This is a genomic window from Paenibacillus sp. GQ49 (assembly GCF_059759055.1).
Genome location: NZ_JCAXEL010000014.1, coordinates 74,628 through 91,867, shown reverse-complemented (window position 1 = coordinate 91,867; position 17,240 = coordinate 74,628). Strand labels below are relative to the sequence as shown.

General features: G+C 43.1%; 11 protein-coding genes. 6 read left to right on the top strand and 5 right to left on the bottom strand.

The features are described from left to right. Positions 1 to 92 precede the first annotated feature (92 nt). Positions 93 to 977 (bottom strand): carbohydrate ABC transporter permease, encoded by an 885-nt coding sequence (locus AC6CIF_RS21770; protein WP_062329851.1) that lies wholly within the window; start codon positions 975 to 977, stop codon positions 93 to 95. Between the two features lie 420 nt (positions 978 to 1,397). Here AC6CIF_RS21770 and AC6CIF_RS21765 point away from each other — a divergent pair, with 420 nt between their 5' ends. The 5 genes from AC6CIF_RS21765 to AC6CIF_RS21745 all read left to right on the top strand — a co-directional run bounded on the left by AC6CIF_RS21765 (position 1,398) and on the right by AC6CIF_RS21745 (position 11,961). Further along, a complete protein-coding gene (locus AC6CIF_RS21765) occupies positions 1,398 to 2,255 on the top strand; it encodes an ABC transporter permease (RefSeq protein ID WP_498201582.1) in 858 nt (285 codons plus the stop codon). Positions 2,256 to 2,322: 67 nt separating this feature from the next. Then, entirely contained in the window at positions 2,323 to 3,828 is a 1,506-nt protein-coding gene (locus AC6CIF_RS21760; RefSeq protein WP_498201515.1) for an extracellular solute-binding protein, read from the top strand. Positions 3,829 to 3,861: 33 nt separating this feature from the next. Beyond that, positions 3,862 to 5,004 (top strand): glycoside hydrolase family 88/105 protein, encoded by a 1,143-nt coding sequence (locus AC6CIF_RS21755; protein ID WP_498201514.1) that lies wholly within the window; start codon positions 3,862 to 3,864, stop codon positions 5,002 to 5,004. A 233-nt stretch (positions 5,005 to 5,237) separates the two neighbouring features. Beyond that, positions 5,238 to 10,322: a pectinesterase family protein gene (locus AC6CIF_RS21750; RefSeq protein WP_498201581.1), complete on the top strand. Its 5,085-nt coding sequence runs from the start codon at positions 5,238 to 5,240 to the stop codon at positions 10,320 to 10,322. A 34-nt stretch (positions 10,323 to 10,356) separates the two neighbouring features. Further along, complete coding sequence (locus tag AC6CIF_RS21745) at positions 10,357 to 11,961, top strand: glycoside hydrolase family 43 protein (protein ID WP_498201513.1); 1,605 nt, start codon at positions 10,357 to 10,359, stop codon at positions 11,959 to 11,961. A 136-nt stretch (positions 11,962 to 12,097) separates the two neighbouring features. On the opposite strand, the gene AC6CIF_RS21740 is transcribed toward AC6CIF_RS21745, so the two are convergent. The 4 genes from AC6CIF_RS21740 to AC6CIF_RS21725 all read right to left on the bottom strand — a co-directional run bounded on the left by AC6CIF_RS21740 (position 12,098) and on the right by AC6CIF_RS21725 (position 15,828). Then, positions 12,098 to 13,219, bottom strand: a complete 1,122-nt coding sequence (locus AC6CIF_RS21740; protein ID WP_498201512.1) for an alpha/beta hydrolase — start codon at positions 13,217 to 13,219, stop codon at positions 12,098 to 12,100. A gap of 442 nt (positions 13,220 to 13,661) precedes the next feature. Beyond that, the gene (locus tag AC6CIF_RS21735; protein WP_498201511.1) at positions 13,662 to 14,516 is read right to left on the bottom strand and encodes an oxidoreductase; all 855 of its coding nucleotides are present in this window, start codon (positions 14,514 to 14,516) and stop codon (positions 13,662 to 13,664) included. Positions 14,517 to 14,599: 83 nt separating this feature from the next. Continuing rightward, entirely contained in the window at positions 14,600 to 14,956 is a 357-nt protein-coding gene (locus tag AC6CIF_RS21730) for a MerR family transcriptional regulator (RefSeq protein WP_498201510.1), read from the bottom strand. Positions 14,957 to 15,141: 185 nt separating this feature from the next. Next, positions 15,142 to 15,828, bottom strand: coding sequence for a TetR/AcrR family transcriptional regulator (locus AC6CIF_RS21725; RefSeq protein WP_498201509.1), 687 nt, complete (start codon positions 15,826 to 15,828; stop codon positions 15,142 to 15,144). 143 nt (positions 15,829 to 15,971) lie between these two features. On the opposite strand from AC6CIF_RS21725, the gene AC6CIF_RS21720 reads away from it, so the two are divergent. Continuing rightward, positions 15,972 to 16,940 carry an aldo/keto reductase gene (locus AC6CIF_RS21720; protein WP_498201508.1) on the top strand — a complete coding sequence of 323 codons (969 nt, stop codon included), beginning with the start codon at positions 15,972 to 15,974 and terminating at the stop codon, positions 16,938 to 16,940. Positions 16,941 to 17,240: the final 300 nt, after the last annotated feature.

The window sequence follows — 17,240 nt, the reverse complement described above, 5'->3', positions numbered from 1 at the left end:
AAGCACCTTCGAAATTCAACTCCACTCCATGTAAGCGTAAATCCCCTCAGGTTGATCCCGAGGGGATTGTTATTTTCCATATGTGCCTCATCTCAACCTTTCACTGAACCAAGTAAAGCGCCTTTGGTAAAGTGCTTCTGCACGAAAGGATACGCGAGCAGCATCGGTACAGTAGCGACAACGATGACACTCATCTTAATGGTCTGTGATGGAGGGACAATGTCTACAACCGAGCTGTTGCCATCCATGCCACTGGAGACAATTACAATCTGGCGTAGCAATACTTGGAGTGGCCACATCGTTGACTCGTTGAGATATAGGATCGCATTCATATATGTGTTCCAATAGGATACGCCATAGAACAGGGATAAGGTTGCGATGGAAGGTAGAGCCAGCGGGATCATAATTTGTAGCAGAATCCGAAAGTCGTTGGCACCATCAATTTTGGCAGATTCCTCTAGACTATCCGGTAGCGCCTGGAAGAAATTGCGCATGATGATCAGATTGAATGCATTGATCGCAGTAGGGATAATCATGGACCAGTACGAGTCGATTAATCCAACGGCTTTCACAACTAGGAAGGTAGGAATCATACCCCCGCTGAACAACATCGAGAAGACGACCAAGAAATTGATAAAGTTCCGTCCTAAGAGATATCTTCTGGATAACCCGTAAGCCATAAGTGCCGTCAGCGTCATACTGACAATGGTTCCTGCCAGCGTGATGAAGATGGATACGCCGAGTCCTTTGAAGATGGTAGGTGTGGAGAAGATGTAACGATAGGCATCAAGCGAGAAGGATGTCGGAAACAGAATAAACTTCTTCTGTACAATCTCCTGCGTGGAAGCGAAGGAACTGGCAACGACGTTTACGAAGGGTAATAGGCAGGCCAGGGAGAAAAGAAGCAAGAACGTATAATTTATTACATTGAATATGACGCCACCGAGTTGTTCCTTTTTAACATTGTGTTTGGACATCTGATATGTTCCTCCTTGTTAAGTAGTGATTCTCCCTTACCATAACAAGCGAAGAATATTACGTACATAATCCTGACCTACTGACTTAAAATGGAACGTTGTAGTGATGCAAAAGCTTTGAAATACCATGATAATCCATATTACCAATAATAATCATGATCTACGATCTGCACCTGTTCAACTGGCCTTAAGCCGCGCTGGACGGGGATTCCTTCAACTACAATAGCTAATGATTATGTACGGAATCGCTTACATCTCATATGCTTAGGAAGCATTCAACTACACCATCCCAAACAAGGAGGTCAGCAAGCAGTGAGAGAATCTGAGCCATCAGTCGTTTCGTTGCAACACAAAGCATATCGGAATACAGGATTAGGTCACTATTTGAGAAACGCTGCATCCAACAAGCTTCTTTATTTAATGATTCTTCCCGGTTTTATCTACTTTGTGATCTTCAAGTATTTTCCGATGGGCGGACTTATTATTTCATTTCAGGATTATCAGCCGTATCTAGGAATTAGAGATAGTCCATGGGTGGGCTTCAAACATTTTGTCCGTCTGTTCACGGAACCAACCTTCGCCATGCTACTTAGTAATACATTGATCTTGTTCGCGCTTGAATTAGTGATTTTCTTCCCGATTCCGATCATCCTTGCACTCATGATGAATGAAGTACGACACAGATTATTCCGAAACTCCATTCAAACGATCGTATATATCCCACATTTCATGTCATGGGTGATTATCGTCTCCATTACGTACGTGTTTCTTAGTGTGGATGGGGGCGTCGTCAATGAAATTATAGCTGCATTGGGTGGTAGCAAGATCAGCTTCTTAACCTCACCTGAATGGCTTCGTCCGATGTATATTTTGCAGATTATATGGAAGGAAGCCGGTTGGTCAACGATCATCTACCTCGCAGCTATTACCGTTGTAGATACCCAGCTGTATGAAGCTGCCGAGATGGACGGTGCGTCTAGATTGCGCAAAATGTGGCACGTAACTTTACCCGCAATTCGCCCGGTCATTATTACATTGTTGATTCTCAAAATCGGAAACACGCTGGAACTAGGCTTTGAACATATGTACTTGTTACTGAATTCGCTTAACCGGGAGATCGGTGAGATATTTGATACGTATATCTTCACGGCAGGTTTGAAGAATGGACAATTGAGCTTTAGTACAACGGTTGGGTTGTTCAAAGGTCTGGTAGGTTTGGTGCTGGTTATGTTCGCTAATCATCTCGCCAAAAAATTAGGAGAAGACGGCGTATACTAGTAGCAATCCCGAATGACAACAAGGATGTACTGGTAGAATCTAATATTGGTGAAAAGGGGATTGAACGATGAGATATAGAACTGCCAAATTATTAGCGCTTACGTTAAGTGGAGCCTTACTGTTATCTGCCTGTGCGGGAGGAAGTGGGGATTCAGGAACCAATGCTGATGGCAAAACAACGATTAGTTGGTTGAATATTATGCATACCGCTTCACCACCTACGGATACCGTACTTAACAAAATCGAAGAGATTACGGATGTGGATATACAGTTTTCCTGGATTCCGGATGCTTCTAAAGAAGAACGGCTTAATACTTCACTTGCTTCCGGTTCTCTCGCTGACATCGTATCCTTGACGATTCTGGAAAATTCTTCGGTACGCAATGCGCTCAAAGCAGGCGTCTTCTGGGAGGTTGGTCCGTATCTTGATGAATTCCCGAACCTGAAAGGCATATCTCAGGATATGCGTAATTCCGCATCCATTGAGGGGAAGTTGTACGGTATTCCGATGCAAAAACAGGTTGCACGTAACGGTGTCATTCTTCGCAAAGACTGGCTCGATCATGTTGGATTACCTGTACCCAAAACAACTGCCGAATTAATGGAAGTTGCCAAAGCCTTCACGGAACAAGACCCTGATGGCAATGGAACTAACGATACGACAGGATTCATTGATCGAAGCGACTTGGTATTTGGTGCTTTTAAGACCCTGGGATCATACTTTGGTACACCAAGTGGTTGGGCAATTAGTGAGGATGGCAAAGTGACACCTGAGTTTGAGTCCGAAGGTTACATTCAGGCGATGGATTATATGAAAGAGCTGTACACCAATGGATACATTAATCAGGATTTTGCAGTAACAGCCAAGAAGGATCAGCAGGAAGGCTTCGCACAGGGCAAGGCAGGGATCTATGTGGGAGCTCTATTTGATAGCAAGGGGCTGTTCAATCTTGCCCAAGGAGTTCAAGATGACATGGAGCTTGTCATGGTCAATGACATTACATCCACAGGCAATGAAAATGATCGAGCGATCTGGTCCACATCCAATGGCGTAGGTGGGTTGCTTGCTTTTCCTAAATCGGAGGTTAAGGACGAAGCTGAATTGAAACGTATTCTGAAGTTTATGGATGATCTGATGAGTGAAGAGGTATTTACCTTGATGACATATGGAATCAAAGATGTGCACTATAGCCTCGACGAGAACAATGGTGCCACCATAATTAATACCAAGTTATGGGAGCAAGAGGTACAGCCATTTTCATCTTCTCGCCCTAACGAGAACGGATATGCCATTGTGGATGCTGACCCACTCCGTATTGAATCGACACGGTTAATTGAGGAAAACACAACCTTTGCCGTACTGAACCCAGTGTATTCACTGGAATCACCAACGTTCTCAGAACAAGGCTCTGAGTTGCAGAAGATCATCACGGATGCAACATACAAGTATATCCTGGGCAAGATGGATCGTGTCGGCTTCCAGAATGCTATTGATACTTGGAGAAAATCAGGTGGAGACAAAATCATTACCGAATATGAGGCAGCGCACCAAGCCGTATTAAACAATAAATAAATAGCAAATATGTACCGAGGAGGAACTCTACAGATGCTTGAAACAAAATCTGCTATGGATCTATGGGCAGCCAAAACAGCCGCATCCATCATGGAGCGAACCCCTGAGTTGTATGAAGAGAACGGGCATCACGGCAAGTGGTCTTATGATTATGGCGTAGTGCTAAAAGGGTTTGAACGATTATGGCAAGCGACAGGTGATGAGCAATATGCACAATATATCCAGCATAATATGGATTATTTTATTCAAGGTGATGGATCGATTCGGGGATACCGGATGGAAGAACATAATATTGATCATTTGAATAACGGCAAGTTGATGTTCGGCCTGTATGACAGGACAGGGCAAATAAAATATAAGCTTGCGGCTGGATTGCTACGTGAACAACTTGTTACTCACCCACGCACATCAGAGGGAGCTTTCTGGCACAAGCAAGTATATCCCTATCAGATCTGGTTGGACGGTCTCTATATGGGCGCGCCGTTCTATCTGGAATACTTGCTTCGTTGGGAGCCAGAAGAGGGCTTGTTGAACGATGTGACTAAGCAATTTATATTGTGTGCCCAACATACCCGAGACGATGCTACAGGACTGCTCTATCACGCTTGGGATGAACAACGCGTTCAGCCTTGGAGCCATTCAGTAACAGGACAATCACCAAACTTCTGGGGCAGATCTATCGGCTGGTTTGTTATGGCTTTAGTGGATGTTCTGGAGTTATTACCAAGCCATCATCCCGATTATAACAAGTTGGTTGATATTTTCACAGATACGATGACTGCGCTGCGCACCTATCAGAATACAGCTAGCGGGGTATGGTATCAGGTGGTGAATGAGGGAGATCGCAAAGGAAATTATCTGGAAGCTTCAGCATCCAGCATGATTGTCTATGCCATGGCCAAAGGGATTCGGCTAGGATGGTTACCGCGGGAATGGGAACTGATATTGAACCATGCTTATGCAGGATTAATCTCTGAATTCGTAATGGAGACCAATCAGGGTTGGGTGAATCTCTACAAAAACTGCCAGGTTGCAGGGCTCGGTGGAGATGCAAGGCGTGACGGAAGTTACGCGTATTATATAAGTGAACCGATTATAACGAATGATCAAAAAGGAATGGGAGCTTTCTTGCTCGCATGTACCGAATACGAGTACTTGCTGCATGCCAAAGTTTAACGATCTATGAAGAGACCCGTTGGATAGGAAACCTAGAACGTGATCGCAGAAAGAGTACGGATAGGTTTCAGATTACAACGGGTTTTCGCATCCTTTTACTGATAACGCTTACATTACGTTGAGGAGGTGATGCCAGATCAGAGAAAGGTTTATCGCATGAGCATCTGGCTCTCAGTGAGGTAACATTCTGTACAATTACATGTAAACCGGAGGAGGAAGATTCGTTGAAAAGAATGGTATCATTCGTATTGGTCGTTGCGATGTTATTCAGTTTGCTACCAGGTATGGTTGCTGCAGAAGATGAAGCTACTCCATTATTGCCCGCATTTCCCGGTGCTGAAGGCGGCGGTAAGTACGTGACAGGTGGTAGGGGAGGGTCAGTGTATGAAGTGACCTCCCTCGCCGATTCCGGCCCTGGATCACTTCGAGATGCTGTTAGTCAGAGTGATACCACCGTAGTATTCAGAGTGGGAGGAACGATTCATCTAGAATCCCCTCTGGCGATTACCGGTTCTAATATCACGATTGCTGGACAGACAGCTCCAGGAGAAGGAATCACTGTATCCGATTATTGGACCACATTCCAAGCGGACAACATTATTGTCAGGCATATGCGCTTCCGGCTTGGGGATAAGCACCCTAGTGAGGATGACGTATTTGGTGGACGATACCACAAAAACATTATGATCGACCACTCGTCGTTTACCTGGTCTGTTGACGAAGTCCTGAGTATGTACGCCAACGAGAATACAACTGTGCAGTGGTCTGTCATCGCTGAGAGCATGCTGATGACTACGCATCAGAAGGGGCGGCATGGATATGCAGGTATCTGGGGAGGGAACAACACCTCCTTCCATCACAACATCATTGCTCATAACGTGAGCCGTAACCCGAGATTTGCAGGGGCTCCTGGTTTTAATACCGAGTCTTACAACAATATTGTCTACAATTGGGGGTTCTTCTCTGCTTATGGCGGTGAGGAGGGCAACTATAACCTCATGAATAACTACTATAAATACGGACCGAATACGTATCGAAATGCCCGGGATCAGATTTTCCTTGATGTTGCACCTGATACACGATTACATGTGAGTGGCAATGTCGTGGACAGTTATCCCGATGTCACAGCGGACAACTGGTTAGGTGTGGGAGAACTTGCGAATCCAGATTCCAAACTACTCGCTCCTGTGCAGATGGCTAATCCCACATCCATGGACGATGCAGAAACAGCCTATGAGCAAGTTCTTGCAAAAGCAGGTGCAAGTCTGCCTAGACGGGACGCCATCGATGCTCGAATCGTAAATGATGTGAAAAACCGCACCGGACAACATATTAATTCACAAAAGGAAGTTGGCGGTTACCTTGAGTTCGAGGAGACAGCTTCAGCTCTGGTTGACTCTGATCATGACGGTATGCCCGACGAATGGGAGATCAGTATGGGACTCGATCCGAATGATCCTGCTGACCGTAACGAGATTCATGAATCAGATTATACCAATCTGGAGGCATACCTGAACAGTATTGCTGGCAATGGATCTATGAATCCTACGGTTACAATTCAATCACCTGCCAACCATACCGTTCAGACTGAAGGGTCTTCCGTTGAGATCAAGGCTTCTGCGTCAGATATAGACGGCAGCATTGCCAAAGTGGAATTTTATCAAAATGATGTGAAACTGGGGGAAGATGATACAGCACCTTATACGTTTACATGGGAAGATGTGCAGGATGGCACTCATTATCTCACCGTCCGAGCAATTGATGACTCAGGTACTTCAACGCAGTCCAACAATGTCACGGTACATGTTCACAAGCAGAACAGTATTGCCCCTTGGTCATCAACCGATATTGGAGAACCGGGCATTACGGGTCATACCCAATTGGGAGCTAGTGATACTGACGTTACGGTAAAATCAGCTGGAGATATCCATGGAGAGACGGATCATTTCCACTATGCTTACCAAATCTTAGAAGGAAATGGTGAGATTGTAGCTAGAGTTGATCAGGTGACAGCTACCGACGATGGGGCCGAAGCAGGTGTCATGATTCGTAAAAGTCTGGATGCGTCATCCCCGTTTATTGCCGCCATGGTCACTTATGTGAAGGGTGGACAACAAGTGGTTAGCCTTGTTCGTGATGGAGCGGACACCGAAGTTGTGCATCAGGAAAAAGGCAGCATGGTCACACTCCCGTATTGGGTTAAGCTTGTGCGACTTGGGGATCAAGTGACTTCACTTGTATCTAAAGACGGTAACGATTGGTTTGTTATCGATTCACAATCATTCCCAGCAGACGAAACGGTCTACATCGGATTGGCAGCCGATGCTTCCAAACCGGATGATGAAGTTGATAAGCTCAATGCATCTGTATTCTCCAATGCATCCGTTCAGGAGTTGCCTGCTGATTTCCCGACAGCACCTACTGAACTTGTAGCTGAGCCGGACCTCAAGTCCATTCACTTACATTGGGTTGAAGTGCAAAGCGCTGACTCTTATTCAATGTATAGAACAGATATACCTGGTGGGCCATACACGTTGCAGCAAGAGGGGATTACGACCACGAGCTACACAGATCCCAATCTTACTGTAGGAAAAACCTATTATTACGCAGTGAAGGCTACGAATGATCATGGCACAAGCTTCTATTCCAATGAGGCTAGTGCAGCAGCGGAAGGAGAGCCCGAGACTATCTATTACATGAATGATGACTTTGAGGATATCGAGATCAATACGACACCAGCAAGTTATACTGTACTACCTGATCCACAGACGAACGATCTTAAAGTTGTTGTTACCCAGATTCCCACAGGAACAACAGGAAACGCTTCTACTAAAGCGCTCATGCTATATGACAATGGGGCTGGGATCGCCCAATTCGTAAGATCATTTCCACCACAACAGGGAAGTTTTGTGTTTGAGGCTGATATCATGTCTCAAGGCTGGCCTGGCACATCAACCGTTCTGCAATTGCAAAATGGCACCGGCAGTCGTGTCGCACTCTCCATCGAGCTACGCAAACCTTCTGCTCCGGTAGCAGAGGATCAGTATACGCTAATATACAAAAAAGACGGCAAAGATCACAAATTAATGGATGCACCGGTCAATAATCAATGGTACAACTTCAAGATTGTTGGCAATGTAGCCTCGCAAAAAGCGGATATATACGTTGATGATGTGCGCGTCGCAGATGATGTACCGTTTCAGGGCGATGTGACTGCCGATGGTGTTGCACAAATGTTTGCCAGAACACCAGGCACGGGTAAAGGCACGTTGTTCTATGACAATGTCAAACTTTATGTTGAACCGGTTAGTTCTCCTAAAGGGCTTCGTACCGAACCAGGCAATGGTATGGTGAGATTACATTGGGAGGAAGCGGACGGGGCTTCTACGTACAATGTAAAGCGTAGTATTCAGTCCGCGAACGACTATGAGTTGATTGCTTCTGAGTTAACTGAGACAACTTACATTGACGAAGAGGTCACCAATGTAACGACTTACACATATGTCGTCACGGCCGTTGGTCCATTGGGCGAGAGCGGCAATTCCAACACGTCTTCAGTGACACCCTCCGAGGATGCTGTACGACCAGAAATACCTGAGAATCTGAAGGCTGTTGCGAGAAACGCACAAGCAGATTTAACGTGGGATGAAGTCGAAGCAGCTAACTACTACACTGTAAAACGTAGTTTGCAGGCTGAAGGCCCGTATACAGCTGTGTCGTCTCGTACAGCTGTTCCTACGTTTCGGGATGGAGGACTGGATAATGGAACGACCTACTATTACGTCGTATCTGCGACTGGTATTGGAGGAGAGGGAGCGGATTCTTCCCCGGTTGCTATAACTCCAACCATGGCTCTAACTACTCCCCAAGTCACGATAGAGTCTCTTCCCGAATCCGTTTCTATTACGTGGGAAGCGATAGAAGGCGCTTCGACTTATGTGATCAAGCGTGCAATGTCCGTGACTGGAACTTATGATGTCATTGCTGATCAGGAATCAGGAACTTCCTATGTGGATACAGGACTCTTAAACGGTAAGCCCTATTATTACAAAGTGACCGCACTGGCTCAAGGTACACGAAGCCTTGACTCCGCAGCCGTTGGTACACGGCCAGCAGTGGATGATGGTAGACCTCAAGCTCCATCAGAGATTCGTGCTGAGCCAGGTGAAAGTACAATCACTCTTACTTGGCAAGAAGCCGAGGAGGCTGAGGAATATGCAGTGAAACGAAGTGAATCACCCGAAGGGCCATTCGTTACTGTAGCTTCCAATGTAAATGATACTTCGTTCTCTGATACACAGTTAATCAATGGCACTGCCTATTATTATGTCATTACGGCATTGAATGAAGTTGGCGAGAGTATGTCGTCCGCTCCAATATCTGAAATTCCTGCACCAATTCTAACCGTCTCATCTGATGGAAGTGCACAATATGAACAGGTTCAGGAAGCTATACATGCTGTTCCGGACAATAGCACGCTTCCTACCATCATACGAATTAAGGATGGAATTTACCGTGAGAAGCTGGACGTACCGTCCAGCAAAAAACATCTGCGAATGATTGGAGAGAGCCGGGAGGGCACTGTGCTGATCTACGGTGATTCTGCCAGCACATTGGATTCATCCGGCAATGCACTCGGTACCTCAGGTAGCTATAGCTTCCGGGTGCAGACAAACGATTTTACAGCTGAGCATCTGACGATACAAAATGATGCTGGCGACAATGCAGGTCAAGCGGTTGCTCTGTTCGCTCGTGGTGATCGTCTGGTATTTCGGGACGTTAGCTTGAAGGGGTGGCAGGACACGCTTTATGTGAATGATGGAAGGCAATATTATGTGGACAGTTATATTGAAGGTGATGTCGACTTTATCTTTGGCAATGCAACGGCATTGTTTGAGAACAGCGTCATTCACAGTTTAAGCAATGGTTACGTTACTGCAGCATCCACCGCGGAGGAGAAGTCTGGTTATGTATTCCTGAATAGCCGCATTACTGGCGATTCTAGTCTTGCTGGAACTATACCTCTTGGCAGACCGTGGAGACCTTATGCCAATGTAGTCTATATCAACAGCTATATGGATAATCACATTAGTGCATCTGGATGGAATAACTGGAGTAACCCGGATAATGAACGTACAGCACGTTTTGCCGAATTTGCCAGTTACGGGCCTGGAGCGAATCCCAAAGCACGGTTTAACTGGACGACTCAGTTGACGACGGAAGAGGCAGAGAAATATTTGCCTGCCCAGCTCTTTGCCGGAGCGGATAATTGGAATCCGGCCGCAGAACTTTCACTCGTGCAAGAGAGCGCTGATTAATAATCCATAACATTTGAATGAAGGAGAACTTGACGTGAAAACATTTCGCAACCCTGTGTTGCCGGGATTCCATCCAGATCCGTCGGCCATTCGTGTAGGAGAAGACTATTATCTTGTTACGTCCAGTTTCGAATACTTTCCCGGCGTACCGTTATTCCACAGTAAAGATCTGGTTCATTGGCAGCAGCTAGGTCATGTTCTTGACCGTGCTTCACAGCTTAATTTGGATGGAATTATGCCTTCTCGGGGCATTTGGGCTCCAACAATTCGGTATCATAAGGGCACATTCTATATGATTACTACATTCGTTGATAACGAAAAGAAGGAACATAACTTCTATGTAACCACTACTGATCCGTCAGGTGATTGGTCTGATCCGGTGTGGCTGGATGATGCGCCAGGTATTGATCCGTCCCTTTTCTTTGACGAAGACGGGCGAACCTATTACACCGGGAATAGAATCCCACCGGCAGGACAGGACTATCCCAAACATATGGATATCTGGCTCCAGGAAATTGATTTGAAGCAGGGCAAGCTTGTTAATGAAAAAATGAGCATATGGCAGGGGGCGCTCAAAGTTGCCCATGCTCAGGAAGGACCTCACATCTATAGAAAAGATGACTGGTATTACCTGTTAATTGCAGAAGGAGGAACCGGCCATACACATGCGGTAACGATTGCACGAAGCCGCAACATCACAGGTCCCTTTGAAGGTCACCGTGCCAACCCAATTCTCACACATCGGCATCTCGGTAGAGATTATCCGATCGTGAATGTAGGCCATGCCGAATTAATTGAGACCCAGCAAGGAGACTGGTGGTTGTTTTGCCTTGCTTCCAGAACAGCTGGTGGATATTATCGGAACCTGGGTCGGGAAACATTCCTGACTCCTGTTCGATGGGAAGAGGAGTGGCCTGTTGTCAGTCCGGGTGTTGGCAGACTGGAACTGGAAACAATATCGCCTGACTTGCCTGAAATGAAGTGGCCAAGTACGCCTGTTAGAGAGGATTTCGACGAGGACCGTCTGTCTCCAGAGTGGAATTTCCTGCGAACTCCACGCGGCGAGTTCTGGAGCTTAACTCAGCGACCGGGACATTTGCGATTAAGATTGAAATGCGACCATCTGACGGATTCAGGAAACCCGGCATTTGTGGGACGCCGTCAACAACATTTGTGCTTTTACGCAGCAACACAAATGGAATTCAAACCGCAACATGAAGGAGAAGTAGCCGGTCTTACTCTTTTTCATAATGCGGATCATCATTTTCGATTCGAATTGACTTTAAAACAAGGAGAGCTTGTGATTCAACTTGTGGAGCGCGAAGATGGTGAGGAAAGGCTGCTCGGTTCAATACCTTGGAACACCAGTAGCATCCAGTTAAAAGTAGAGGCGCAACAACAGCAATACAGTTTTTATTATCGTTTAGCCGATATGCATGAATGGGAAGTATTAGTCGAATATGTGGATGGTCGGTTGCTCAGTACGGATCGTGCTGGTGGATTTACGGGAACATACATCGGCATGTATGCGTGCAGACAAACTACTATAAATTCAGTAAACAGCATTGATAATTTATACTATGATATCAAAAATTCTTCTTTTGTTGATTTTGATTGGTTTGATTACAAAGGAGATTGAGGTTTTAACTGAATGCTATTTTAAAAATAACAAAGTCCAGCAATGATTCTGCTGGACTTTAAGTTATATATAAATACTTTTCAACTACGTCAGATTGTTACACTGAATCAGATCGTTACTCATATTCCAAACTCGTTCATTTTTTATTATTGGTGTGCTTATTTAAAAATCCCACCATTGCTTCATAGCTATCCTTAGCTGCTCCAGGGTCATTCTTTAAGTTTGACATATATCCATGTTTTGTTTTTCCGTATTTATTAATGTCTGGATAAAAATATAGATTATCCACTCCAGCTTCTGTCAGTTTATCAGACATGTGTTGCATGTCCTTAGGAAATCCATCATCGGTTCCTGCCGTAAGAAATGTCGCTGGATAATCGCTATTAATATAGTTAATTGCATTGTACTGATACGCAGTCTCTTTATTATTAAAGAACACAGAATCATCTAAATAGTTTCCTATGAGTACTTTAACTGAAAAATTATCGAAAGAAGGAATATCAAGCGGTGCATCATCAATAGCAAGTGCTTTAACATCATCTCTAGTCAATTTTGGCGGTTCTGCGAAGTTAAAAGTTTTCGCGTAGTCAGAATTAGATAGAATGGCACCATATTGCGCAGTCATAATTGCCCCTGCAGAACCTCCCATGATGACAACATTATGCATATCCAGTCCAAACTCTTCGGCATGGTCAACTAGATAATTGATTGCCTGATTCATTTGAATGACTGGCACAGGAAAATGGTGGTCTGGAACCAGTGCATAATCTACATTCACCAAATTATATCCTTTTAATACAAGACTATCATATAGATAATTAGAATCATTGTTCGCTGCCAATGGATCTCCCATTGATTTTGAACCTGCAAAATATCCTCCACCATGGAAATAAATAAGCGTAGGTCGATCTACAGTCTCATCCTTATTTAGATAAGATATATCAAGAAAACTATTAGGATATTCATCAGCATATTTCAAGTCGCTTACATAATACACTCCATTTTCTTTTGTCGTTTTAATAGGTTCCTTCAATGGTTCAAATGAATTAATCGGAGAATTCCCATACATTACTTTTTGTATTCCGCCAACTATAATTCCTGGGTGAAAACTAACATACAAAAACAATGAGCTAAATAGTACAACTATAGTAAGCAGCGTTATGCCCATAATCTTAAATAATCTCTTCCTTTTTCTTTTCTTAGGTTTAATCATCTTTCCATCCATTTCGTTTGATACGCTATCAATTGAATTTTCCATGTTGATTCCTCCTGTTAATCTTGCTAGAAAGACATTATTTTACCCATATTCTGCACCTAAAATCTCGATTGTATGCGATTCAATTGAACGAGAAACGTTCCTCATGTTTTGCATGACCTAAGTATAGCTGTATAAAATAAACTCAAGATCAACTAGAGTTGTTTTTGTCTCTCAGTTTACAATCTCATCAGAATAGACAACTGTAGGGGGGATTTTACATGATAAACATTATTGGTTTTTCAGAAACATTACGAATCAAAAAATATGCTAAAAAAACCATTAGTCTTCACCGATGGTTTTCTTTCATGAGGTTGGCACCATAATGGCCCCATTTTAAGAGGATTTTTATTTATCAGAACACGTTCTTGTACCGAGCCAAGGACAAAAAACGTGTTCCGATTGACGTTCTTACATTATGAAACGCTTATTAAATCAAGAAATTTTAATCTTGGTAATCCGCATCAATGGTTGTTTCTTTCCATTCTTCCATGCTTTCAAGCAGGAGGGTGAATTTGTGTTTGGCCGCTTGATAAGCTTGTTGCCCCAGAAGCAAACGGAGAGGGGGGGCGGGAATTTCAACAATATGAATGAGTGCCTCGGCTAATTTAACAGGATCACCTGCTTCTTGACCAGCCCCAAGTTGAACCCCTTGCAACATTTGACCTATAATGGATTCCTTGTATTCAGGTATGGATGTCTCGGTCTTCACAGAAGAGCGACCGCCCCAATCTGTGCGGAAGCTACTTGGCTCAATCAAAGACACATGAATATTAAAAGGAGCAAGTTCTTGGGCAAGACTTTCCGAAATCCCTTCTACTGCGTATTTTGTAGCGTGATAATATCCAAGTGTAGGGAATGAAGTCAGACCACCAATAGAAGAAAAGTTAATAATATGTCCGCTTTTTTGATTGCGCATGTGAGGAAGTACGGCATTTGTTACATGCATCAGCCCCCAAAAGTTGATTTCGAACATGCGGCGAGTCTCTTCTTCAATACTTTCTTCTACTGAACTGAAATATCCGATGCCCGCATTGTTCACTAAGACATCAATACGATTAAACTTTTCAATCGTTAGATCAATAGCCGTACGGATCTGATCTGGACTGGTCACATCCAACGGGAGCGTGAGCGTACTTTCTTCATGACCTGTGGTAATATCTGTGATCTGCTCCACATTACGAGCAGTTACAACCACTTTATATCCAGCACGAATCGCTTGTTCAGCGATCTGACGTCCAAACCCTGTTGAGCATCCAGTAATAAACCAAACCTTATCTTGTTGAGACAATATAATCACTCCTTCAAGTTGATAACCATACTTTAAATGTTAAAGTTAACTTGAAGTCAATACTTATTTTTAATAATCTTCTATTTCATCTTTTAAAACATTAAACCATCATAAATCGCGATCTTGCTAATGATCTTTTCCAAATGGAATTGCGTCAGTGATACAGACTGTTCTACCTTGGCCTTATGCTCCAACAAGAAATACTTTCTGGCATCCAACGATACATCACCTTGCCGAATCAACTCTGTGTATGCCTTAATATCATCGATCGACATTCCAGTGTCTTTCAGAGCAATGACCAACTCAAGCCATTCGAGTACCTCATCCGAATATTCTCTCCTACCTGAAGTACCTCTCTGTACATGAGGCAATATACCTTCCTGCTCATAATAGCGAAGAGTAGACGGACGAAGGCCGGTAATTCTTTCGATCTCGCTGATACTATACATGATTGAATATCCTTTCGTTGTTAGAGTTCACTTTATGTTTAGCTCACCAAAAATCTCCGTTGAAAAAACTAAGTCTATAAGAAGAAATACTCACTCTTCAGAAAGGAAGGAGTAGTTAGTGGCGTGATTGGTTTATGCAAAACAGCGTAGACTCATTCTTATCCGAATGTCTCACAAAATAGAAATTATTGTCTAGTATCAAATAAAGTTTTTGAAATTTTTTGGGTTAAATAATCGATATGAGGAACGATGAGATTATCATCCACCAAATGGAGCTTTTCAGGTTTGAATAACTGTACCTTTTTTAATTTGTAAAAATCATAAAGTACTTGTTCGATAGTCAAACCATGCATTAACAGATATTTAGTATCTAACATCGTATTTAATAATTGGTCCTGCAAAATTAGTATTTGTCCGTTTAATTCATTGAATACACTATTTCTCATACCTTCTTGATAAAAGGTGAGCAATTGTTTTTCTCTTTCTTGTGTGACGACTAATAATTGTTCGTAAATTTCTGGGTAAACACTAAAAAGATCATGTTTATACTCCTCAGTAACAAACATCGTTAAAGAAACAGATTGTTCAAATAGCTGCTGAAAGCGCACAGCATACAAACCTTCTTCTTCTGGTGGTTTCCCAATTACCACCTCTTTAAAGTAATCAATAATTGTATTGGTAACGATCTGAATAATCTCTTCTTTTGTTGAGAAATACTTATATAAAGTAACTCTACTAATATTCATGATCTTTGCTATCTCATCCATACTCAAAGAATGAAATCCACTCTTTCGTATAAATGGTAATAATCTGAAAAGTAATTTTTCCTGGGTTTGAAGAAACTTCTGCATTTTTTTTTGCTCATCCTTCAAATTAGTCACCCCCTTATTTGAATAGTATAACTGAAAATAAACATTTTATAAACGTTACTTAGTTAACACTAAATATAAAAGTTGTAAAGTTTGTTTGATGGTGATATGCTTATCTCGATTCCACACACAAAGGAGAGAGTGCATTGAAAACAAGAAAATTAGGCAATAGTGATATTACAGTTTCTTCCATAGGTTTAGGTCTTATGGGTATGTCCGGAGTATATGGTCAGAGTAATGATAATCAATCAATCAAAACGATTGAAAGAGCATTGGATCTGGGTGTTACATTGTTAGACACTGCGGATGTATATGGAAATGGGCACAATGAGGAATTGCTCGGAAGAGCACTGAAAGGTCGTCGAGATCAAGCGGTTGTTGCTACCAAGTTCGCAATTGGCCCTAATTTTCAAGGAGTGAATGGGCATCCCGACTATGTAAGAAAAGCGGTAGAGGATAGTCTGCAAAGACTTGATCTCGATTATATTGATCTCTACTATCAACATCGCGTGGATCCGAATGTTCCAATCGAAGAAACAGTTGGAGCTATGGCAGAGTTAGTTAAGGAAGGGAAAGTTCGTTCTCTCGGGTTATCCGAAGCATCAGCACAAACGATAAGACGTGCTCATTCAGTCCATCCTATTTCTGCTCTACAGACGGAATACTCTTTATGGAGCAGAGAAGTAGAGAACGAAATTCTGCCAGTTGTCAATGAACTAGGTATTACGTTTGTTGCTTACAGCCCTTTAAGTCGTGGATTTATTTCAGGAGACTTACGTAAATTTGAGGATCTCGCTGCCGACGATGTTCGTAGATATTTACCGAGGTTTCAACCAGATAATTTTCAGAAGAATGTTGACATTGTAGATGAGATTATAACAATTGCTAAGGAAAAAGGGTGTACTCCTTCACAGCTGGCATTGGCTTGGTCAATCGCTAAAGGTGCACTGCCTATTCCGGGTACAAGACGTGTCCATTATTTAGAGGAGAATGCCGGTGCTGCGGATATCACGTTGACATCAGATGACTTGGCACGAATTGAAGCTGTTAGCCCTGAATCAGCCGTTCAAGGGGGAAGATACGATGTGGATAGTATGAAAGGTATTAATCTTTAATATTTGAAATTTCGTATTAGACGAGAACATAATGAACTTTAAATAGAGTTTTGCTATCCAAGTTAAATAAAATGAATGAACAACATTTAGCCGTTTCCCAGTTAATCTGGGAACGGTTATTTAATTTCTACCCATAATAACAATGGCTTGATTCATTTGAATGATAAGGCACCGGAAACTTATACTCAGGCACTAAATATAACTGAGTTTAATCAGATCGCATCCATTTTCCACAACTATCGAATAGCATATTGGCATCATCTTTTACTGCCATTGGGTTTTCATTGTCTTGCCTACTGC

Excerpts from the sequence above, each read along its gene's own strand:
- AC6CIF_RS21755 (WP_498201514.1), top strand. The coding sequence starts at position 3,862 with ATGCTTGAAACAAAATCTGCTATGGATCTATGGGCAGCCAAAACAGCC.
- AC6CIF_RS21765 (WP_498201582.1), top strand. The coding sequence starts at position 1,398 with ATGATTCTTCCCGGTTTTATCTACTTTGTGATCTTCAAGTATTTTCCG.
- AC6CIF_RS21750 (WP_498201581.1), top strand. The coding sequence starts at position 5,238 with ATGGTATCATTCGTATTGGTCGTTGCGATGTTATTCAGTTTGCTACCA.
- AC6CIF_RS21760 (WP_498201515.1), top strand. The coding sequence starts at position 2,323 with ATGAGATATAGAACTGCCAAATTATTAGCGCTTACGTTAAGTGGAGCC.
- AC6CIF_RS21770 (WP_062329851.1), bottom strand. The coding sequence starts at position 977 with ATGTCCAAACACAATGTTAAAAAGGAACAACTCGGTGGCGTCATATTC.
- AC6CIF_RS21740 (WP_498201512.1), bottom strand. The coding sequence starts at position 13,219 with ATGGAAAATTCAATTGATAGCGTATCAAACGAAATGGATGGAAAGATG.
- AC6CIF_RS21730 (WP_498201510.1), bottom strand. The coding sequence starts at position 14,956 with ATGTATAGTATCAGCGAGATCGAAAGAATTACCGGCCTTCGTCCGTCT.